This window comes from Pelagirhabdus alkalitolerans (genome assembly GCF_900096905.1).
In the GTDB taxonomy this organism is placed as follows: domain Bacteria; phylum Bacillota; class Bacilli; order Bacillales; family Amphibacillaceae; genus Pelagirhabdus; species Pelagirhabdus alkalitolerans.
The window spans coordinates 289,039-310,664 of record NZ_FMYI01000001.1 but is presented as its reverse complement, the minus strand read 5'-3'; the positions used below and the strand labels follow the sequence as shown (position 1 = coordinate 310,664).

The 21,626-nt window shown below is 38.5% G+C and carries 22 protein-coding genes and 1 riboswitch; of the genes, 15 read left to right on the top strand and 7 right to left on the bottom strand.

Features of this window, described 5'->3' with window-relative positions; genetic code table 11:
• The first annotated feature begins 71 nt into the window (after window positions 1-71).
• Window positions 72-566: an LURP-one-related/scramblase family protein gene (locus tag BLR62_RS01425; protein ID WP_090792197.1), complete on the top strand. Its 495-nt coding sequence runs from the start codon at window positions 72-74 to the stop codon at window positions 564-566.
• Window positions 567-631: 65 nt separating this feature from the next.
• On the opposite strand, the gene BLR62_RS01420 is transcribed toward BLR62_RS01425, so the two are convergent.
• Window positions 632-1,111, bottom strand: a complete 480-nt coding sequence (locus tag BLR62_RS01420) for a hypothetical protein (protein WP_090792195.1) — start codon at window positions 1,109-1,111, stop codon at window positions 632-634.
• 103 nt (window positions 1,112-1,214) lie between these two features.
• Between BLR62_RS01420 and BLR62_RS01415 the strand changes: the two genes are divergently transcribed.
• Together BLR62_RS01415 and BLR62_RS01410 are read left to right on the top strand one after the other, a co-directional pair.
• A complete protein-coding gene (locus tag BLR62_RS01415) occupies window positions 1,215-1,802 on the top strand; it encodes a hypothetical protein (protein WP_090792192.1) in 588 nt (195 codons plus the stop codon).
• 51 nt (window positions 1,803-1,853) lie between these two features.
• Entirely contained in the window at window positions 1,854-2,207 is a 354-nt protein-coding gene (locus BLR62_RS01410; RefSeq protein ID WP_090792190.1) for a DUF4181 domain-containing protein, read from the top strand.
• 98 nt (window positions 2,208-2,305) lie between these two features.
• Here the strand turns inward: BLR62_RS01410 and BLR62_RS01405 are convergent, their stop codons facing one another.
• The gene (locus tag BLR62_RS01405) at window positions 2,306-3,505 is read right to left on the bottom strand and encodes a DUF4317 domain-containing protein (RefSeq protein WP_090792188.1); all 1,200 of its coding nucleotides are present in this window, start codon (window positions 3,503-3,505) and stop codon (window positions 2,306-2,308) included.
• A 142-nt stretch (window positions 3,506-3,647) separates the two neighbouring features.
• On the opposite strand from BLR62_RS01405, the gene BLR62_RS01400 reads away from it, so the two are divergent.
• Both BLR62_RS01400 and BLR62_RS01395 read left to right on the top strand, forming a co-directional pair.
• Window positions 3,648-4,766 carry a YibE/F family protein gene (locus BLR62_RS01400; protein ID WP_090792185.1) on the top strand — a complete coding sequence of 373 codons (1,119 nt, stop codon included), beginning with the start codon at window positions 3,648-3,650 and terminating at the stop codon, window positions 4,764-4,766.
• Window positions 4,763-5,542, top strand: a complete 780-nt coding sequence (locus BLR62_RS01395; protein WP_090792182.1) for a YibE/F family protein — start codon at window positions 4,763-4,765, stop codon at window positions 5,540-5,542. The genes BLR62_RS01400 and BLR62_RS01395 overlap by 4 nt, the downstream gene beginning before the upstream one ends.
• Window positions 5,543-5,560: 18 nt before the next feature.
• Here the strand turns inward: BLR62_RS01395 and ahpF are convergent, their stop codons facing one another.
• Both ahpF and ahpC read right to left on the bottom strand, forming a co-directional pair.
• Window positions 5,561-7,090: an alkyl hydroperoxide reductase subunit F gene (gene ahpF / locus BLR62_RS01390; protein WP_090792180.1), complete on the bottom strand. Its 1,530-nt coding sequence runs from the start codon at window positions 7,088-7,090 to the stop codon at window positions 5,561-5,563.
• Window positions 7,091-7,104: 14 nt separating this feature from the next.
• Window positions 7,105-7,671 (bottom strand): alkyl hydroperoxide reductase subunit C, encoded by a 567-nt coding sequence (gene ahpC, locus BLR62_RS01385; RefSeq protein WP_090792177.1) that lies wholly within the window; start codon window positions 7,669-7,671, stop codon window positions 7,105-7,107.
• A gap of 354 nt (window positions 7,672-8,025) precedes the next feature.
• On the opposite strand from ahpC, the gene BLR62_RS01380 reads away from it, so the two are divergent.
• A complete protein-coding gene (locus BLR62_RS01380; protein WP_090792173.1) occupies window positions 8,026-8,349 on the top strand; it encodes a DUF805 domain-containing protein in 324 nt (107 codons plus the stop codon).
• A gap of 302 nt (window positions 8,350-8,651) precedes the next feature.
• Here BLR62_RS01380 and BLR62_RS01375 read toward each other — a convergent pair whose 3' ends face one another.
• Window positions 8,652-9,551 carry a DUF1002 domain-containing protein gene (locus tag BLR62_RS01375; protein WP_090792172.1) on the bottom strand — a complete coding sequence of 300 codons (900 nt, stop codon included), beginning with the start codon at window positions 9,549-9,551 and terminating at the stop codon, window positions 8,652-8,654.
• Window positions 9,552-9,720: 169 nt separating this feature from the next.
• On the opposite strand from BLR62_RS01375, the gene kynB reads away from it, so the two are divergent.
• Window positions 9,721-10,347: an arylformamidase gene (gene kynB, locus BLR62_RS01370; RefSeq protein WP_090792169.1), complete on the top strand. Its 627-nt coding sequence runs from the start codon at window positions 9,721-9,723 to the stop codon at window positions 10,345-10,347.
• Between the two features lie 43 nt (window positions 10,348-10,390).
• Here the strand turns inward: kynB and BLR62_RS01365 are convergent, their stop codons facing one another.
• Window positions 10,391-10,564, bottom strand: coding sequence for an H-type small acid-soluble spore protein (locus tag BLR62_RS01365; RefSeq protein WP_245719376.1), 174 nt, complete (start codon window positions 10,562-10,564; stop codon window positions 10,391-10,393).
• Window positions 10,565-10,698: 134 nt separating this feature from the next.
• Between BLR62_RS01365 and BLR62_RS01360 the strand changes: the two genes are divergently transcribed.
• The gene (locus tag BLR62_RS01360; protein ID WP_090792162.1) at window positions 10,699-12,420 is read left to right on the top strand and encodes a DUF4153 domain-containing protein; all 1,722 of its coding nucleotides are present in this window, start codon (window positions 10,699-10,701) and stop codon (window positions 12,418-12,420) included.
• 92 nt (window positions 12,421-12,512) lie between these two features.
• On the opposite strand, the gene BLR62_RS01355 is transcribed toward BLR62_RS01360, so the two are convergent.
• A complete protein-coding gene (locus tag BLR62_RS01355) occupies window positions 12,513-13,685 on the bottom strand; it encodes a pyridoxal phosphate-dependent aminotransferase (protein WP_090792160.1) in 1,173 nt (390 codons plus the stop codon).
• Between the two features lie 158 nt (window positions 13,686-13,843).
• On the opposite strand from BLR62_RS01355, the gene BLR62_RS01350 reads away from it, so the two are divergent.
• The 7 genes from BLR62_RS01350 to BLR62_RS01320 all read left to right on the top strand — a co-directional run bounded on the left by BLR62_RS01350 (window position 13,844) and on the right by BLR62_RS01320 (window position 21,547).
• Entirely contained in the window at window positions 13,844-14,926 is a 1,083-nt protein-coding gene (locus BLR62_RS01350; protein WP_090792158.1) for an iron-containing alcohol dehydrogenase family protein, read from the top strand.
• Between the two features lie 2 nt (window positions 14,927-14,928).
• Window positions 14,929-15,714, top strand: coding sequence for a carbon-nitrogen family hydrolase (locus tag BLR62_RS01345; protein WP_342706529.1), 786 nt, complete (start codon window positions 14,929-14,931; stop codon window positions 15,712-15,714).
• A 105-nt stretch (window positions 15,715-15,819) separates the two neighbouring features.
• Window positions 15,820-15,929: riboswitch (SAM riboswitch) on the top strand.
• A gap of 149 nt (window positions 15,930-16,078) precedes the next feature.
• On the top strand, window positions 16,079-16,888 hold the full coding sequence (locus BLR62_RS01340) for a MetQ/NlpA family ABC transporter substrate-binding protein (RefSeq protein ID WP_090792153.1): 810 nt from the start codon (window positions 16,079-16,081) through the stop codon (window positions 16,886-16,888).
• 35 nt (window positions 16,889-16,923) lie between these two features.
• Window positions 16,924-17,958, top strand: coding sequence for a methionine ABC transporter ATP-binding protein (locus BLR62_RS01335; RefSeq protein WP_090792152.1), 1,035 nt, complete (start codon window positions 16,924-16,926; stop codon window positions 17,956-17,958).
• Entirely contained in the window at window positions 17,945-18,613 is a 669-nt protein-coding gene (locus tag BLR62_RS01330; protein ID WP_090792150.1) for a methionine ABC transporter permease, read from the top strand. The genes BLR62_RS01335 and BLR62_RS01330 overlap by 14 nt, the downstream gene beginning before the upstream one ends.
• 10 nt (window positions 18,614-18,623) lie before the next feature.
• Window positions 18,624-19,739, top strand: coding sequence for an alpha-hydroxy-acid oxidizing protein (locus BLR62_RS01325; protein ID WP_090792147.1), 1,116 nt, complete (start codon window positions 18,624-18,626; stop codon window positions 19,737-19,739).
• A gap of 122 nt (window positions 19,740-19,861) precedes the next feature.
• Window positions 19,862-21,547 (top strand): methyl-accepting chemotaxis protein, encoded by a 1,686-nt coding sequence (locus BLR62_RS01320; protein WP_090792143.1) that lies wholly within the window; start codon window positions 19,862-19,864, stop codon window positions 21,545-21,547.
• Window positions 21,548-21,626 lie beyond the last annotated feature (79 nt).

Genomic DNA, 21,626 nt, shown 5'->3' with positions numbered 1-21,626 from the left:
TAATATTAGGTAGAAATCGATTAAAATCTCTACTATACTTTAATTAACTAAAGACGAGGGAGTGGATCGTGATGAGTCAATTATTGATGAAGCAAAAAGTCTTCAGTTTAGGTGAACGCTTTACGATTACAGATGAACATGAACAAGACCGATTTTACATTGAAGGAAGTATATTATCTTTACCGAAACGTTTTACGATCAAAACAGCAGATGAAAAAGAAGTCGCAACGATTGAAAAGAAAGTGTTTAGCTTTTTGCCTCGGTTTTATGTCGATGTTGACGGCGAAGAGAACGTCGTGATTAACAAAGAGCTGTCATTGTTTAAAGCCCGTTTTAATATAGCAGGTGCTGGCATTGATGTTTCAGGTGATTGGTGGGACAAGCAGTTTGAGATTACGAAAGATGGAACTCGCATTGCACGTGTTGAAGAGAAGTGGTTCACATGGGGCGACACGTATGTGATTGATATTGGTAAACCATCACTTGAAATTCTTATTTTAGCCATTGTCGTGGCGATTGATTTTGTGAAGTCTGATGAGAGAAAAAGACGAAGAAATCGAAATTAACCCTAGTGCTAGTGGACTGAAAAATTCAGGCGTTAATCTCGATTTCTTATCATATACCAATTCACTTAATCTTTCACGTATTGATCGACTAATTCTGGCTTAAGTTGTGCTTCGTAGGTGTTACCATCTTTTTCCCAAATAATATTGACGACTAACTGATAATCGTTTTCGACTGCATAAACATGCCCGTATTGATTTCCACCATCACCACCTGAAGAAATAGTAGGATCATCTAATTTATCGGTTTCATACGAAATTGTAGGGGTTCCTTCTAAAGCGCCCACGTCTTCAGGATCGGAGCCTTCTTCACTGTTTTCATAATAGCGTTCATAGTAGAAGTAATCAATCGCTGCATAGTCGCCTTGATGGATGATATTTAGGCTGTAATTTTCGTGGAGACCATCGCCTAAAGGGATCTCTTCCACGTTATATTCGACGATCCAGTCATCTGTTTCATCATAAAGCTCGTAAGCCATTAGATCTTCATCATCACAGCCTGAAACAAAAAGCAGTAAGCTAAATAAAAATACCGTAAGTTTAAACAATACAATCCACCCCGATCTTATAAGTGTACGTTTATTTTACCAAAAAAAGGGAATTTGTACAATGGAAAGACAGAGTGATTCAAAATGAGTGGAGGGTTTAGGAATGAGTAAGAAAATCATTTATTTATTGATGGCGATGGGGATTTTCGTGGTCGGTTGCGGACAAGAAGAGATGGGTCAAGAGACGGATTCAATTGCTGATCAAATAGAAGATGAACTAGGGGTAAGTGTGGTTTTGCCTGAAGCTGAATCAAAAGAAATTGCGAACGCGATGATTAACTATGCGCCAGACCAAGATGAAGATCCGTTAGAAGGTGATGCTGTCGGGGCCACAGTTGGCTATACGGATGAAGATGAATCGTTAACGCCGATGGACGAAGAGATGGTTGAAGATTGGCAAGAGAGACAACGTAGCCGGATTATCTCTGAGTCGTTGTATGAAAATGATGCGTTAATCAGTGTTGACATCAGACCTGGCCAGATTGATAGTGGTGACCTTGCAGAAGAGACGGAGATAGAGGGTCATGACGTTCACTATAATTTAATGCAAACAGGCGAGATTGAATCCATGGTTCTAGTCGTTAACACGGGTGATGTCGGTTATCAAATTCAGTACATGCTAACTGATGAAGCATCAGAGTCAGATGCGTTGGATTTTGTTGAAGCAATTATTGAAGGTCATGCAGCTTAAGATGTGACAAAATAATACATATCTGAACGGATATAAGGAGTTGATTGAAGCATGCAACATCCAGCTTCAATATTTGCATTATTTTCGTGGTTTATCATTATCGTTCATTTTATCTTAAAGAAACTTATAGCTAACGATGAGGATGAAGATCTCGAACAGACAGAAGGTAGATTCACTGATTTAATGATTACATGGATACTTATCATCGTTGCGGTCATTACTGCATTTTTAATTGATTTACATGATCCTGATAGCTTGAGATTGTTCGTACAACTTATAACCATTGTTTCTTTGGGTACTAGATCATACTTAGAATGGAAGTACTTAGAAAACTCCAAAAAGTTTATTGTTAGTCTAATTGTACTTATATTGAGTTTAATTTTTTTACAATTAATCATCAATTAACTGCTAGAAAAAGTACATATTTTAAGCACGAGTGCAAAGATAAAATCATGGCACTCGTGCTTTTTATAAACGACAAAAATAAGTATGTGATCTTTTTTTTATTGGCTTTGATCATCATTTGAGTCTTTTTGTCCAAATGCTTCAGGAATCATGGTAAACCCATCAATGACTGTATTTTCTTCAACTTCAATCATTAAATAACGACGGCCGTTCATTTGAACTTGTTTGACATGTCTCAAGTCTTCGGGGCTGATCGCTACCTTAGCGACTTTCGTATCAATCTTAATAGATTTTTGATTGTATTTCGGGACAATGTTGCGTGCTTTTAGTTCATGTTGTTCGTTGTCTGTCACGTTTTCAAAGGCTGTTTTGACTTTGTCGGGATCTACATCAGGCAAGCCGCTGTAGTGTAAGACCTCACCAATATCTTTGTAATCTAAAACAGGTTCTTCATCGGTTTCCTCATATGTTTCGATCGTACGTTGGATTGATTCATACATAGAGGCTAAATTGTCAGTATTCATTTCATAGCCATACGCATCACGTACAATTTCTTCAAAGGTGAATTTATCTTCTGATGCAGTCGTCGGTTCTTTAGCGTCTAGTACGTCTTCGACAAATGTTAAATCAATTTCTTTTGATTGACCGACAGAATAGAGTACACGATTAACATCTTGTGCATGATCAACAAAACATGGATATAAAAAACCACCAATCGGTTTATCTAAGTTAATGACTGGATCAACGACGACATTGTATTTAAATGCCTTTTCAGCATAATCAAAGTGAAGTTCTTTTTTAGGATCTTGTGTTTGATTAATTGTACAAAGTATAAATGGATGATTGTACGTACTATCAAATTCATCTTCAGCGGTCTCATCTGTTCTGGAACGTGTCGGCTTCGTGTAGCTTGCTTTAATAAATGTGATGACAACATCTGTTTCATATTGTCTTGCATCAAGTAGCTTTTTAGCCATGTTTTTCATGTGTGATTGCCATGTTTCTTTATCATCGGTTGAAAGAGCTTGGTACAGACGTTGTTGTGCTGAGTCTTCACCACCAGTATTAAATGATAATTCAAACAGTTTTTGGTCGAGTTGACCAGCTAATAATTTTTTGAAATTTGTTAGGAATAAGGTTTGTTCATCTTCCTCTAATCGTTCAAATGGTCTCGTTTGTTCATGATAAATCTCGCTAGATTCTTTCATAACATATACATTATAAATCTCTTCGATTTGTAAGTGATCATTTTGACGTTTAAATTGATTTCGAATATGTGATACATCTTTTTTATTCATGTTTTTCCCCCTCACCAATAATGATCTTATCATATTTAAAGATAAAACGTGATAGGGAAGACAGTTCGATTAGACAAATCAATTGATTTAAGTATACAATTTGAATGAACAGGCATTGATTTTGGATGGGAGGTTTATCTCGTTGAGATTTTTACATAAAAAGTGGCGCGGTGCATCGATTGTGGCGGTGAGCTTTATTGTCATATTTACTGGTTTACTCGTATTTACACAACATAATCAGTCGTTCTACGAAGATCCGATTGCAGAGGTGAAAGAGACAACTGTTGTCGATGAGGCCGAGCAGACAATAGACGGTGAAGCTGTTGATACAGTTTATACGCAAGAGATTGAAGCGATATTAAAAAATGGTGAACATATAGGCGAAACGATCACACTGATCAACGATTATGCTGATTCTGGCGTTTATCATCCTGAATTTACAGAAGGTGATCAGTTATTTGTGACGTATGATCAAACTGATAATGAATTGACAGGTGATGTGATTCACGTTAAGCGGGATCATCAGCTCGTTTGGTTAAGTGGTCTATTCTTACTTGTTTTAATCGCAGTGGGTAAAAGGCGTGGTGTATTGGCAGGTGTTAGTTTAATGGTGAATATACTGATTATTTCATATGCATTAGATGTATACATCGCAACTCAAAACATTAGTTTGCTCGTGATTATGAGTGTTGCGGTTGTGTTGATGACGGCCTTTTCACTTTTATTAATTAGTGGGTTTACCTACCAAACCTATGCGGCAATCACAGCGACGATTTTAGGAACATTTAGTTTAATGGCGATTACGCTATCGGTTTTGCTGCTGACGGACTATCAAGGTTTAAGATTTGAAGAAATGGACTTTTTAACCCGTCCACCTCAAGCAGTATTTATGGCAGGCGTGTTGATTGGAGCATTAGGTGCGGTAATGGATGTGGCTGTGACCATTGCATCGACCTTATTTAGCTTGGCTGATAAAAATCGAAATATTTCGAATCGTGACCTGAAGCAATCAGGACTTGAAGTTGGAAAAGATATTATGGGGACGATGACAAATATACTCTTTTTTGCGTATGTTAGTGGTGCGATCCCGGCATTACTCGTTTATTTTTCAAATGGTGCCCCTTTAGGCTTTACGTTATCGATGAATTTATCCTTAGAACTAACGAGGGCGTTAGCTGGGGGCATTGGTATCGTTTTAACGATTCCAATCAGTTTATATACGACGATTTACTTTATTAATAGGAAGCGGGTGAGCGTATGAATGCATTAATGATTTTAACACTCATCCTATTCGGTTTAATGGTCGCAATTGGTGGAATGAAAGGCTTACGTTCATTTATTGCATTGTTTATTAATTTTTTCGTTATATTATTGATGACACTAATGATGATCGATCAAAACGCAAATCCAGTCTATTTAGCACTAGCAGCCTGTGTGGTCATTAGTGCAGTAACGTTGTTTTTTATTAATGAATCGAATGTTAAAACGAAAACAGCCTTTTTAGCGACTGTTTTAACGACACTCTTATTAGTGATTTTCATTCAATTTATGGTGGAGTTTGTGATGGTAGGCGGCTTTTCGGATGAAGAAGTTGAAGGCTTAACCATTTATAATTTTTATGTCGGAATTAATTTTGTTCAAGTGATGGCTTCCGTTGTGATGATGAGTACGATTGGGGCTGTCGTTGATGAGGCGATTTCGATTAGTTCACCGATGTATGAGATTCATCGTCACCACCCGGATATGTCAGTGAAAGAATTATTTGATTCCGGCATGCGAATTGGGCGAGATTTATTAGGGACAAGTGCTAATACGTTGTTCTTTGCATTTTTCGGAGGTTATTTGGCGTTGCTCGTTCGATTTAAAGATTTTTCATACAGTTTTGGTCAGATGCTGAATGCGAAGGTGTTTAGTGCTGAGATGGTGACTATTCTTGCAGCAGGTATTGGTGTCGCTTTAATTGTACCAGTGACATCGATCTTGACAGCGTATATTTTAGTAAGACAACAACATAAAAATAAAGAAAGTACGCGATAACACGCGTACTTTCTTTAATTAATTTCGAATCATATAGTCGAATGCGCCGAGTGCGGCTGATGCACCTGTACCCATTGAAACAATGATTTGTTTATAAGGTGTGTCTGTACAGTCACCTGCAGCAAATACACCAGGTAGGCTTGTTTTACCTGCGTTATCGACAACGATTTCACCCATTTTATTGCGCTCAACAGTGTCGCCTAACCAGTCTGTGTTTGGAACAAGACCGATTTGAACGAACACACCTGCAAGTTCAATGTGGTTCTCTTCATCTGTTTCGCGGTCTTTATACGTAATGCCGTTAACTGTGTCATCACCTGTGATTTCAGTTGTTTGTGCATTTGTAATAATCGTTACGTTTGGTAAAGTACGAACGCGTTCTTGTAAAACAGCGTCTGCTTTTAGTTCTGGTAAGAATTCAAGCACCGTTACATGTTTAACAAGGCCTGCTAAATCGATCGCCGCTTCAATACCTGAGTTACCTCCACCGATCACGGCTACGTCTTTGCCTTCAAATAGTGGACCATCACAGTGTGGACAGTATGCTACACCTTTGTTTTTGTACTCAGCTTCACCAGGAACGCCAACGTTACGCCAACGGGCACCTGTTGAAATGATGACGGATTTACTTTTTAGGATTGCGCCATTGTCTAGTTCGACTTCATAAAGATCTTTTTTCTGTAGACTTTGAGCTTGAAGCGTCTTCATCACGTCAACATCATAATCGTTCACATGTGCTTCTACTTCTGCCATGAGTTTTGGACCTTCTGTGTAAGTATTACTAATAAAGTTCTCAATACCTTTTGTATCCATCACTTGACCACCGAATCGATCAGCAACAAGTCCAGTATTGATCCCTTTACGTGCAGCATAAATTGCAGCACTTGCACCAGCTGGACCGCCACCAACGACTAAGACGTCAAACGGATCTTTCTCATTTAATGACTCAACATCTGGTCCACCTGAGATCATACCGAGTAAATCATCAAGTGTCATACGCCCACTTTCAAGGAATTCACCGTTTGAATAAACAGCCGGTACTGCCATGATGTTTTCACTTTCAACTTCATCCTTGAATGCATTACCTTCAACCATTGTATGGCTGATATTAGGGTTTAGGACACTCATTGTGTTCAACGCTTGAACAACATCTGGACAGTTATGGCAGCTTAATGAAACATACGTAATAAACTCATGTTTACCTTGGATGTTTTTAATTTGCTCAATCTGTTCGTCAGACACTTTAGGCGCACGTCCACTTACTTGTAGTAAAGCTAAAACAAGTGATGTGAATTCATGACCTAGTGGAATCCCAGCGAATACAACACCTGAGTCGTCTTCACCTTTTCTGTTAATACTGAAGCTAGGTGTGCGTGTAAGTGTTGCTTCTTCAACTGTAATCATTGAAGACATATCCGCGATTTCGTTCACAAGCTCAACAGTTTCGCCTGAAACTTTATCATCGCCAGCACTTACTTTAATAACAATATCATTTTCCAACAGCTCGAGGTATTGCTCGAGCTGCTGTTTAATATCTTTTTCTAACATAGTTATCAGACTCCTTAAATTTTACCTACGATGTCTAGGCTTGGCTTAAGTGTTTCACTGCCTTCTTCCCATTTCGCTGGGCAAACTTCATTTGGATGCTCACGTACGTACTGAGCTGCTTTTACTTTATTAATGATTGTGCTTGCATCACGGCCGATACCGTCAGCATTAATTTCAACCGTTTGGATGACACCATCAGGGTCAATTAAGAATGTACCGCGATCTGCAAGGCCTGATTCTTCGTTTAAAACGTCAAAGTTACGAGAAATTGTTTGAGATGGGTCACCGATCATGATGTATTCGATTGAACCGACTGCATCAGAATTTTCGTGCCATGCTTTATGCACAAAGTGTGTATCCGTTGATACTGAGAATACTTCAACACCAAGTTCTTTTAATTCTGCATATTCTTTCTGAAGATCTTCTAATTCAGTAGGACATACGAATGAAAAGTCTGCTGGATAGAAGCAAACAACGCTCCATTGCCCTTTTAAGTTTTCCTCTGAAACTTGGAAGAAATCCTTTCCTGCTTGGAAAGCTTCCGCTTGAAATGGTTGTACTTCTTTACCTATAAGTGACATAATATGTCATCCTCCTTTAAATATGTGTTGAATAGTTCGTCAATCACTTGTGACTAATATGTGATTAACGATAATTATTCTAATTCGATATGAGTTATTATAAAGCATCTATTTTAATTGTCAAGCTAAACGATAATGGGTCAAAAAACGCTTACAATACTGTTATAATAACTTTTGTAATTAATATACCAAAAAATAAATAAAATATTTATAGGTAAAAATAGACATAAATGGTTCGGGTGATATTATCGTTCACTTGTTTCTTTTTGATAATTTAATAGAACGATTGATATATTGGTAAGGGCATCACAATTTTGATAAACTAGTAACATCAGAAGGAAAAGGAGTTTATTTATGCAGTGGTATTTACAAGCATTACAAAATTATGCAAACTTTGAAGGGCGAGCAAGACGAATGGAATATTGGATGTTTGCGTTGATCAATGCAGTCGTAGCATTAATCATTGGTTCCATTCCATTTATAGGTCCTATTTATGGGTTACTGATCATTGTACCAACCATCTCTGTCACGGTTCGACGTCTACATGACATAGGTCGGTCAGGTTGGTGGTTCTTTATTAACTTTGTTCCGATTGTCGGGAGTTTAATTCTATTAATCATGACAGTTCTAGATAGCCAACCGGGGACAAATGAATACGGGGTTAATCCAAAAGAATAATAATACAAAAGAGTCTGGGACAAAATAAAAATGAGTATCTTGAAACACGAACAATTCGATCAAATGGTCATCGCAATCTGAAATAGACTCCCTTTTTAGCTCACGCGGCCTCAGCTAACTTTAGAAGCAAGGAACGCTTCTAAAGTGGATCTTCTCACTCGTGCTTTTCCCGCAAGAGTCTTGTCCATTCCAGATTACTGTGAAATATGTAAACAAATAGCCGGACAAAAAATAGTTAAAATACTATTTTTGTCCGGCTATTACATTGACTTATTTACTTTTGTCTCAGACTCTTTTAAGTATTAATCGTTAGAAAAAACAGATAAGAACCAATCCCAAACCGATTCAAAAAATTGAACGATACTTGAGATGATGTTTTGCCCGTCTTCACTTTCTGCAAAATCACTGATCCATTCGCGGGTTGCATCAATCGTATCGTTGACGCGTCCCCAATCAATATTTAAATTTCTTAAATTATTAAATAGATCAACAAGTTGATTGAGTTGGTCGCTTGATAAGTCAATCCCCAATTCATCAGCAAGTCCGCGAATCAAGTCTTCAAGTTCTTCACGTGTTTCAGGGCTTTGTTCAGCAATCTCTTCTTTAATGCGATTCATAAGATCAATCGCTTCATCTTCATCGATCTCTTCATCATCAACGAGTTCAGCGGTGACAACCATTTCTTCATTGGCTGCTTTTTTAACATCCTCATCAATCGTTTCACCGGTTGTTTCTTCATAAGCTTTCATAATGCCTGTTAAAGCACCTGTTCCAGACACTTCAAAAGGTGCGGTCACTTCAATCTCTGCACCTGTTACGCCAGCTGTTGCGAGGGCATTCGTGTACATGTCTCCGGTTATATAATTAATGTTATTCGTCGTAACCGAAATACCTGTATTGTCATCACGCAATATAACCTTCGCTGATGAAATGGCGTTTGTCCCAATTTGTGAGGCGGGGATATGATCGCCTAAATAGTTATGTTCTTCTTCATTGGATACATAAATGATTTGATCTTCTGACACATTTGGCGCACCTAAATCTTCTAGAACTGTATTTCTTTGTTCTTGTGACAAGTCTTCGCCTAAAGTGATAATCGCTTCTTCAGGAATGGCATCCGCTAGGGCAGTAGGTGTTGTTGTATAAGTGAATAGTGAAAGACTCAGTAATAAGACAAAGCTTTTGATCATGATCTGCTTCATATAAGACATCTCCTCTTCTCAATAAAAATCGTTACTTATTATAATACTCCATTTCTTAAGTGTTGTCCTCTTTTCATAACCTATTTAAATTTTCCGAACTACGTTAAGATAGAAGTATACGCTTATAGACGTCAAATGAATCAAAAGGTTACAAAGGAGTGTTCGTTAAATGAAAAAATCAGAGTGGATCGATATTTCAATTGCATTATCGAATGAACTAGAGGTTTGGCCAGGTGATACACCGTTCTCTTATCAATTAAGTTATACGAAAGAAGAAACAGGCTCTAGTAATATTGGTGAGATAAGAACGAGTGTACATAATGGCACGCATATCGACGCGCCATTCCATTTTGATCAGAAGGGTCAAACAATTGACGAGCTCGATGTCAATACGTTTGTTAAACAAGTCTGTGTTGTTGATGTTACAGGTGTTGAGACAATTAAACCTGCGCATCTATCCTCACTTTCAGAAGGTGATTATTCGGGTGTTTTGTTTCACACGATGACACGAGATGATCACACGTTCCCTGAAATTTATCCGGTCATCTCAGACGAGCTAGCCCCGTTTTTACAAGCACGCGGGATTGATTTAATCGGAACAGATGCTCCGTCTGTTGACCCAATCGATTCTAAATCATTAAGTGCGCACCATGCGTGTTTAAACAATGAGATTGCATTATTAGAAAATTTAAAACTTAACACGATCGCACCTGGTCTTTATCAGCTCATTGCATTGCCACTGAAAATAAAGAGGAGTGACGCAAGCCCAGTCCGAGCTATTATTAGACCGATTTAGTCAAAAAAAGCGTCCTAATAACAAGTCATTAGGACGCTTCATATTAGTTTTCTTCTACAAGGTCAGTGACTTCTACTTCATGTAAATCTTCTTCTTCTTTTGTAAAGCGAATCGTGACCATGTGTGTATCATCATCAACAGATTGGATGTAAACGGGTCTGCCTTGATAATAGACATTTTTCATGACTGGATCTTCTTTGATTTCTTTTGCTCTCATTAAGTTCAATTAAGACCCTCCTTAAATGTGTGATATGAACACGATAACCTTTTTGAAAAAGATGTAAACATCAATGTTGAATAAACGCTATTTCGGGTAAACCCTAAGTAAAGATAGAAAAGGAGTGTATACTCATGAAACTGATTCAAAATGTGTCTACCTACACAGAACAATTTATTAAAGTATGCGTCAGATATCCATTAACTGTGGCATTATTATTTAGTTTAGCGATGTACAATTTGTTACAAATTGAATCGAATCAACAAATTGAAGAACCTTATTTCCAAGCCATTCTTGTAGGAATTATGTTAAGTCTAGTGTCTCAACAACTACATGAGCGTTATTTTTTAAGAATAAAAATGCGCCTATTTTTAATCGGATTATCACTTGTGCTTATGCTTAGTTACTTTTTCTTTCTCAATACGCTTAGCATACCGTTCGTTGAAATGCACTACCGAACAATAACAATCGTCTTAATGACGAGTGTTATGTTTATAGGTCTGCCGAGCATTGATTCACAGATTCGCTTTAGCCAATCATTTTTAGCCATTTTTAAGCGTGTTTTTATCAGTTTATTTTATTCCATTGTTTTAATAGGTGGGATTGGTCTTATCATTGCTGCGGTAGATCTTTTACTGTTTTCTGTCTCGTATACAATGTTTATGCATGCGTTTAACCTTGTTGCAACATTGTTCTTTCCACTCATTTTCCTTGGAAGTATACCGCTTCAAGATGAGTTAGTTAAAGAGATGCCGTCACCGATTTTAGAAAAGTTATTAACGTATGTGTTGGTGCCTATTACGGCTATTTACACAGGGGTTGTTTTACTATATATCGCCATGACGATCGCGCAAACCGAGTGGTTAGACGCCTTATTAGAACCGATTCTTATTTCATATTTTATTTTGACACTGATCATCTATCTATTGGCATTAGAGTGCAACCATACAATTACAAAGCTTTTTGTTTCTGTTTTCCCAAAAATACTTGCATTGATTGCGCTTTTCCAAACGATCGTATCCGTCGTTAGGATCGGTGATATTGGATTAACCTATGGAAGGTATTATGTCATTTTATTTAGTGTATTTGCGCTTGTCATGGGTGTTATTTATAGTATGAAAGAAATGCGAGACTCAGGCTGGATCGCCCCGATATTGATCGGTGCAAGTCTTGTATCAATAGCACCATTTATCGATGCATTTACCTTGAGTCGAGTGTATCAAGTGAATGCGTTAGAAAGCTTGTTTGAAGAGAATGCGTTGTTAACAGATGGTGAAATTGTTCAAAATTCAGATGTGCAAGTCTCAGATCGAAAAGATATAACACGATTAGTCAATTATTTAAGTGATCTTGACCAACTCGATTATGTAGAAGGTATTGAACAGAACCGGTGGGATCCAAATCAGTTTGAATCAGCACTTGGCTTTAGTCCACAGTATGAAGGTTACCAACCCGATATTATAAATATGGATTCAATAACAGTAGAGCAAGAAGAAACGTCATTTTTAGATTTAAGGTCATATGATTATGGTAGCGAATTATCGATTTCACCTTATGACGAAACACGTGAAATGACCGTTGGAGACGACTTTATATTAACAGTTGAAACGGAAAATGAGAATTTTTATCTGACGTTGTCTGAAAACGGGGAAGATGTAGTTGAGATCGATGGGATGGAACTATTTGATGAGCTATTTGACGAAAGGGTCGAAAATGGCACTCAACTTTCACCGAATGACCAGATATTCACATATGAAGCGGATGCAGCAACGCTTGACCTTCACATCGAACATGCGATGCGTCGAGATGACACGTATCAATTTAGTGGTCGATTATTTGTCACAACTGAGGACTAAATAGCTGATAATGTTTGGACCGCTAGCTTTAAACAAAATCAATAAAGCTCACGTTCTTTTAAAAATAGAACGTGAGCTTTATTTTAGTTCATCTAGAAAAGTCCTAGCTGTTGAATACGGGTTGCGGCTTTCTTTAAGCGTTCTTCTGACGTGACAAGGCTACATCTTACATAACCTTCCCCGTAATCACCAAACCCATTACCAGGAGCCGTGACGACGTGAGCATGATTCAATAAGTAATCACTAAACGACTGAGATGTAAAGCCATCAGGCACTTTTAGCCAACAGAAAAACGTGCCTTTTGGTGCTTGGACGTCCCAACCCGCTTGTCTTAATGTATTGATAAAAATATCGCGCCTGTTTTGATACGTTTTGGTAAGTGCTTTTGTATCCTCTTGAGGCCCGCTAAGTGCTTCTGCAGCGGCTTCTTGGATGGCACCGAATAGGCTGACGTACAAATGATCTTGAATGGCCTCAAGTTGAGCAATAATTGACGGATTACCAACAGCAAACCCAACACGCCAACCAGCCATGTTATAGGCTTTGGATAAGGTGAACATTTCAACCCCAACGTCTTTTGCCCCTTCTGTTTGCATAAAACTGATCGGTTTTTGTTGATCAAATCCGATCGTGGCATAGGCAAAGTCATGACAGACAGCAATGTGGTGCTTTTTGGCTAATTCAACCGTTTCGTTAAAAAAGGCTTGGTCGGCAACGGCAGCTGTTGGGTTATTCGGGTAATTCAGAAACATTAATTTCGCTTTTTCGAGTATGGATGGCTCAATTTGATCATACTGAGGCAAGAAATCATGCTCTTCTTTTAGAGGCATCATTTCTGCCTGGACATTTGCAAGCGCGATGCCGGATAAATAGTCAGGATAACCCGGATCTGGGACAAGTGCGGTATCACCAGGATTTAATAGACATTGACTCAATTCAACTAATCCCGTTTTTGAACCCGGCAAGATTGCGACTTCAGTTTCGGGGTCTAGTGAGACATTGTATTCGTTCTGATAATAAGTAGCGACCGCTTCTTTTAAGAAGCGATAGCCTTGGAATGGCGAATATTGATGGTGTTGCTTGCGTGTCGAGGCCTCTTGCATCACGCGAATAATTCGTTCAGGGGTAGGTAAATCTGGATTGCCTTGCCCTAAATTTATTAAATCGTACCCTTTTTCTTGCATCTCCTTCACACGTTTAACAAGTGATGCAAAAAATTGATCGGGTAATCGTTTGATCGCATCTGATGATTCGAATGAACGCATCGTTTAAACACCCCTTACTAAATTGACAGTTTAACTTACACTATAAATAAAGACATGAGGGATGTAAAGAGAATGATGAACAATTCTGAATCTTGACACAATAATAACTCAGTGTGATAATTCACAGTACAGTAGATCGACACTAGAGGAGGGCTCAAATGGAAACTTTTCCAGTGCAAGGTGCACCTAATATTTACCGGTGTCATGACGGCGCATTATATGAATTAAAAGAAGCGATTTATAGGCAACGGTTCAAACAAGGACTACTCGTGCATGGTTTAGAGTCTTGGCAAGTGGCTGAACGGTTTATTGAACCACTCGAGCTTCCTGTTGAAAAGATTGCCTATAATGGTGAGTGCACAAAAGAGGAAGTGGAGCGTTTAATCGAAATCGTTCAAACAAACGACCTAGAGTTTGTCGTAGCTGTAGGTGGCGGTAAAATCATTGATTTGGCTAAGTCAGTCGGTAATCAATTAAACATCCCGTTTTTAGTTGTTCCAACACTTGCATCCAACTGTGCAGCTTGGACACCTTTGTCTGTCTTTTATGATGTTTCAGGTCAGTTTATCGGATATGAAGTGTATGACAATAATGCGTGGTTCGTTGCGATTGAGCCGGAATTGATCTTAGATTCACCTACAGCTTATTTCAGAGCAGGTATCGGGGATACACTGGCGAAGTGGTATGAAGCCGAAGCACTGATCGCTCCTCTTGAAAAACGCCCCGTTGCGGTTGATATTGCGTATCAAACAGCTAAGTTATCAAAAGATGTCTTAATAGAAGAAGGCACGCAGGCTTTAGCTGATCAACAATCTAATCAAGCAAGTGATGCCTTTATACGTGTGAGTGAAACGATTATAATGGTCGGTGGTATGGTCGGTGGTTTTGGTGAACGGTACGGCCGTATTGCTGGTGCACATACGATTCATAATGCGCTCACAACACTTGATGAAACCCATGATCACTTACACGGGGATAAAGTGGCATACGGCATTCTTGTTCAATTAGCACTAGTCGGTGCACATGACGAAGTGAATCGATTAATGCCCTATTACAAAGAGCTGGGTTTACCAGTTTGTTTAGCTGATTTAGGTGTCACGGATCAATTCGATTCAGCTGTTGATCGTGTCGCAAGAGCTGCTTTAAAACCGGGGGAATCGATCCATTTCATCGGTTCATTTACACACGAAGCATTAAAAGAGACGATGCTAACGTTAGAGACATCATCGCAAGGAGAATGATTATGAAAATTGGAATTATACAAATGGATATTGCTTTTGGTGATCCTGTTCAAAATCGTGAATATGTAAAAGAACAAGTAAAAAAGCAAATGGAAACAGACCCTGTTGAGGTCTTTGTTTTACCAGAATTGTGGACAACAGGGTATGACCTCGCTCGGTTTGATCAAATTGCTGAGGAAAATGCAGCCGAGTCAATCGAATTTATCCAGCAATTAGCAAAAGCATACCATGTTCATTTCATGGCAGGATCGATTGCGAATAAGAAACACGATAAATTTTACAATACGTTTGTCGTGATTGATCGAAATGGTGAAGTCGTTAAACAGTATGATAAAGCGCACCTGTTTAGACTCATGAATGAAGAAAAGTATTTAACTCAAGGTGATACAGACGGTTTGTTTGAATTAGAAAATCAACCCATGGCGGGTGTGATTTGTTATGACATTCGATTTCCTGAATGGATCCGAACGCATCTCTTAGGTGAACAGAAGATGTTGGTCGTTGTGGCTGAGTGGCCTAAAGCACGGATTGATCATTGGCGTCATTTATTAATCACACGAGCGATCGAATCTCAAGTCTATGTAGTGGCTTGTAACCGAGTGGGTGCAGATCCGAATAATACATTTGGTGGTCACTCAATGATTATTGATCCATGGGGTCATGTGTTGGTAGAGGCAGAAGAAGAGATGACAACATTAGTGGGAGAAGTAAACCTAGACGATGTTGATGAAATTAGACAAAGAATCCCGATCTATCAGGACCGTAGACCTGATATGTATCGTTATTAGTTTGTCATAATAAAAAAATTAAAATGAATTTTCAAAAAACATTTGACATTGAAGGCATGTCATTGTAAAGTTAATGGCACAATAAAAAAATCGCATATCAATCAATTCTTATCCAGAGAGGTGGAGGGACTGGCCCTTTGAAGCTTCGGCAACAGACAATCTATTTATTGTTATTGTGCCAAATCCAGCAAGCATACGTGCTTGAAAGATAAGAAGAGACAACTTAGTTTAACTAAAACCTCTTCTTAAATGTCTGTTTAAGAAGAGGTTTTTTTGAAAGCTTTATCGATTAAACTACTAAAAGCTTATGGGGATCGGCAGGATGGTTTGATTGAGATGACGATTAAATTTAGGGGGAATAAAGATGAAAAAATCAATTCAAATTTTAGGTGTTAGCTTTTTACTACTCGTTCTAGCAGCGTGTGGTGCGGGTGATGGTGATGCATTATCTGAAGAAGAGTTAAGTATCGGTGTAACAGCAGGACCACACGAAGAAGTAATGGAAAAAGTAGCAGAATTAGCAGAAGAGCAAGAAGACCTTACGATTAATGTTGAAGTATTTACGGAATATGTTATGCCAAACCAAGCATTAGATGAAGGTGAACTTGATATGAATAGTTACCAACATGAGCCATTTTTAATAGACTTTATTGAAGATCGTGGCATGGACTTAGTTGATGTCGCAACAACGATTAACTTCCCAATGGGTGTTTATTCAACATCAATTGATGATGTATCAGAATTAGAAGAAGGCGACACCTTAGGTCTTCCAAATGATCCAACAAATGGTGCGCGTGCCTTAATGTTATTTGAAGATGCTGGTCTTATTACATTAGATGAAGAAGCTGGAACACAAGCAACAGTCCTTGATATCGTGGATAATCCACTTGATTTAGAATTTGTTGAACTAGAAGCGTCTCAAATCCCTCGTCAATTAGAGGAATTAGATGCTGCTACCATCAATACAAACTTTGCGATTGAGCACGGTTATGTACCAACAGAAGATTCAATCTTTATTGAGCCGGGTGACTCTCCATGGGTAAACCTACTCGTTGTTCGTGAAGAAAATCAAGACGATCCAGTCGTTCAAACAGTGATTGATCTCTATCAGTCAGAAGAAGTGAAACAATTTATTGAAGATGAGTTTGCAGGCTCTATTGTTCCATCTTGGTAAGTGAAATTGATCAGTAGGTTAGGAGTTTTGAAGAGATGATTGAATTAAAGAATATTCATAAAACATTCCCATCGAAAAAAAATGGCGAACCGATTACAGCACTAAGTGATGTCAGTTTAACCGTTCAAAAGGGTGAGATCTTTGGTGTGATTGGTTACAGTGGTGCTGGTAAAAGTACACTTGTACGCTGTGTGAATCATTTAGAAGTGCCAACTTCAGGTGAGGTTTCGATTAATGGCAATGTGTTAAATGACATGACAACAGAGCAACTCAGACAAGCGAGACAAAACATCGGCATGATTTTTCAAGGGTTCAATTTATTAAAAACAGCCAATGTTTATGACAATATTGCCATTCCACTTAAATTAACAGGTGTTGAAAAAAGTGAGATAAAAAAACGTGTCGATAAATATTTAGACATTGTGGGATTAAAGGATAAAAAAGATGTCTTTCCTAATCAACTCTCAGGCGGGCAAAAGCAACGTGTTGCTATTGCCCGGGCTCTTTCCCATGAACCAGATGTATTACTAAGTGATGAGGCAACGAGTGCGCTTGACCCGGATACGACGGATTCGATCCTTAACTTACTGCTGAAAATCAATGCAGAATTAGGTATTACCATCCTTCTCATCACACACGAAATGCACGTTATTCAAAAGATTTGTGATCGTGTTGCAGTTATGGAAAATGGTGAGGTCATTGAACAAGGGAATGTGATTGATGTTTATTCAGCGCCCAAACATCAAACGACGCGTCGCTTTGTGAATAGTATTTTCCCAAGTGATGTGCCAAAAGCATTTATTGAGCAATTGGAATCAGAAGGGCCTATTATTGATTTAACGTTTGTTGGAACATCCGCAGACCAACCCGCACTGTCGACTGTATCAAAACGATTTAATGTGGATACCAATATTCTCTCAGGTAATATTGTTCAATTAAAAGAACATCCTTTTGGTAAATTAACAGCACATATTAAAGGTCCAAAAGAAGAGACAGACAAAGCACTGGCCTACTTAGAAGAACAAGGGGTCCAAGTAAGTGAGGTGGAACAAGGTTATGACAGTAACTGAATTATTTGATCGCTGGGGTGGTTTAATTGTTGATGCGACAATTGAAACCTTCCAAATGGTGTCGATTTCTTTAATATTTGCAATCATTATTGGGTTGCCACTCGGTATTTTACTCGTGACAACACGACCGAATAAAAGCTTTGAAAACAAATATATATACCGAACATTAAATGCTATCATTAATATTATCCGATCGATTCCTTTCATTATTCTTTTATTCACGCTGTTACCATTTACACGCATGATTGTTGGAACGTCGATGGGGGTTCGTGGCGTTATTGTTCCCCTTGTGATTTTCACAGCACCATTTATTGCACGACTGATGGAATCTGCTCTTTTAGAAGTTGATAAAGGTGTACTTGAAGCGTATGAAGCAATGGGCATTAAAACAAAAGATATTATTTGGCATGTGATGGTTAGAGAAGCGAAGCCGTCAATTATTTTAGGCATTACTATTGCGGTGATTGCGTTGATTGGTGCGACCGCTATGGCTGGCCTTGTCGGAGCTGGTGGCCTTGGTGATGTTGCCTACCGATTTGGTCATCTGCGTTACGAACCAGAAGTGATGTATTTTACGATCATCATTTTAGTGGTCATTATTCAATTGATCCAAACGATTGGTAACCGATTAGCAGAGCGTGCTAAAAAAGACTAGAGGTGTGAATATGTCTGAGACAAATGCGAGAATTCGCTATGAGGACTGGGAACACTATGCGAAAAAGCGCCTTTCAAAAGGCGCTTTTGGCTATGTCCAAAGCGGATCGAATCAAGAACAAACGTTAGTAAAAAATCGCGAAGCATTTAATGATCTTGAATTGGTACCTCGTGTATTAAAAGATGTATCAAATCGCGATCTTTCAATTAAGTTATTAAATCAATCGCTAGCTGTACCTTTTTTATTAGCACCTGTTGGCTTTCAACGGATTGTTCATCCAGATGCTGAGCGAGCTTCAGCTAAAAGTGCCCAAAAAGCAAAGGTTCCCTATATTATGAGTACTGTTTCTTCAACGTCGATTGAAGAAGTAAGTGAAATTATGAGAGACGTACCACATTACTTTCAGCTATACTGGCCAAATGATCAAGACGTATGTGAGAGTTTTGTCAAACGTGCGGAGAAAAGTGGGTTTGATGCGATTGTTGTGACGGTTGATACCCCTTATTTAGGACATCGTGAAGTTGATCTGAGTAATGGTTATTCACCTATCAACACTGGAGCAGGGATTGAGAATTTTTTAACAGATCCTGTATTCCAAGAGAAATATAACCCAAATCATGATTTAAGTGAAGCGGAATTAATTGATGAAATCAAATCAATTTTGTTCAAACAAGATTTAACATGGTCGAATATTCGTTGGTTAAAAAAGATCACTGATTTACCAATTATTCTAAAGGGTGTTATGCACGTCGATGATGCCAAACTCGCTGTGGAAGAAGGAATTGACGGTTTAATTGTTTCAAACCATGGTGGCAGACAGCTTGATGGCACACAATCTGCACTAAAAGCGTTGCAGACGATTCGACAAGAAATCGGTGATGATATTCCTATTCTTGTTGATGGGGGTGTGCGAGGTGCGCCTGATGTGCTAAAGGCTTTAGCTATAGGAGCAGATGCTGTTTTAATCGGCCGCCCTTACACGTATGCTCTAGTCGATGGTGAAGCGGGCGTTGATCAAGTGTTAAATAATTTCACGAAAGATTTAGATACAAGCTTAGCCATACTCGGTGTTAATCAAGTCAAAAAGATTGATACTTCTGTTATTACAAACTCGGTTAATCGATGATTAATCGGGTTTTTTTAAGATTTTTAGCTTGAATTTTCAAAAAATAAACCGATAAAAAAGAGGTAATCCTTAAAAAGGCGTACATAAAAAGAATCAGATTAGAAAAGAGAAGGGGTTTTGAGATGAAAGTAAAAGGTAAGTTGATTACATCGTATTTAAGCATTGTTTTACTGCTTGTAGTAGTGGCAGTGGTTGCGATGATGAGTTTAGGAAATGTTAACAATTACAATGAATTGCTCTATAGAAATCGTGTGGAACCGCTAGCTTTAGTTGCAGAAACGATTCAATTAGCTGAAAATACACGGGTTCATATGTTATCCGGTGTAACAGAAGAAGATTCATCGCGTGCAGGAAGCGCCATTGAAAATGCGGATCACGTTGATGAACTGATTCAAACGTATCAATCAGGTAATCTAGAACCACAAGAAGCTGAACTAGTTGAAACGATTGAACGAAATTGGGATATTTATAGTTCCAGTGTGAGAAGTAATGCGCAAATGCTCATTAATGATGAATTTGAAGATGCTGCAATTTGTATTGTAGATGGTGGGGATGCCTTTAGAACATTCCGTAGTAACTTAGAGGAGCTTCGGAACTACAATTTAGCCTATGCTGAACAAGATTATAATGAAAGCCGCCAAACATATGAAATGGCTCAGCTGATCGTGATTGCTATTGCTATTGGTGCTATTATTTTTGCTATAGCCCTGGGGATTTTCATGGGTCAGTCTACATCCCGCCCACTATCTGACCTTTCGAAGAGAATGAAAGAGATCGCAAACGGTACTCTGACAGGTGCAGCATTAAAAACAAAACGTAAAGATGAATTTGCTGAATTAATTGGTTCAACCAATCAAATGCAAGAAGACTTGCGTTCAGTGATTGAAAGTGTGTCTGATGCAAGTGAGAATGTATCGAGTGCAAGTGAAGAGTTAACACAGTCTGCTGAGGAAGTTAGAGAAGGTAGTGAACAAATTGCTTCGACGATGCAAGAGTTGTCAACGGGTAGTGAAACACAAGCAACAACCGTTTCAGGTCTATCGGAGAAAATGGATCAGTTCTTACGTCGAATTAAAGCATCAAACGATGATGCGAAGAGTGTTTCAAGTGAATCGAAAACCGTTATTGAAAAAACAGATGATGGTTATCAAATGATGGAGCAATCGATCCAACAAATGACAACGATTGATTCGATCGTTCAAGATGCTGTGAAAAAAGTAGAAGGCTTAGACAAGCAATCTCAACAAGTATCTAAATTAGTTGATGTGATCCAAGATATTGCTGAGCAGACCAATTTACTTGCTCTAAATGCTGCAATTGAAGCGGCACGTGCGGGTGAACATGGCAAAGGATTTGCTGTTGTAGCGGATGAAGTACGTAAACTAGCAGAAGATGTTTCAAACTCTGTAAGAGAAATTACAACGATTATTAATGGTATTCAAACAGAAACGAATACAGTGGTTAATGCCTTAGAAAATGGTTATAAAGAAGTAAATGAAGGTACGACTCAATTAGCCAAAACAGGTGAGAATTTCACGTCAATTAATGATTCGATCAATCAAATGGTAGCTAAGATCGATAAGGTGACGACGAATTTAACAGAAATCACTGAGGAAAGTGCTCAAATTAATGAATCGATCGAAGAAATTGCATCGATTTCAGAAGAATCTGCTGCTGGTGTGGAACAAACCGCTGCATCTTCAGAAGAGTCACTAAGCTCAATGGAAGAGATCACATCAAGTGCAGAATCACTTGCTGAGCTCGCTGAAAACTTATCTAAAGAGGTTTCACACTTTAATGTTAAATAACGAATGAACCCCCTTGCATTTGCAAGGGGGTTTGTTTTTATACATTTCGGGGTATAACCTAGGCATAAAGTCATTTATA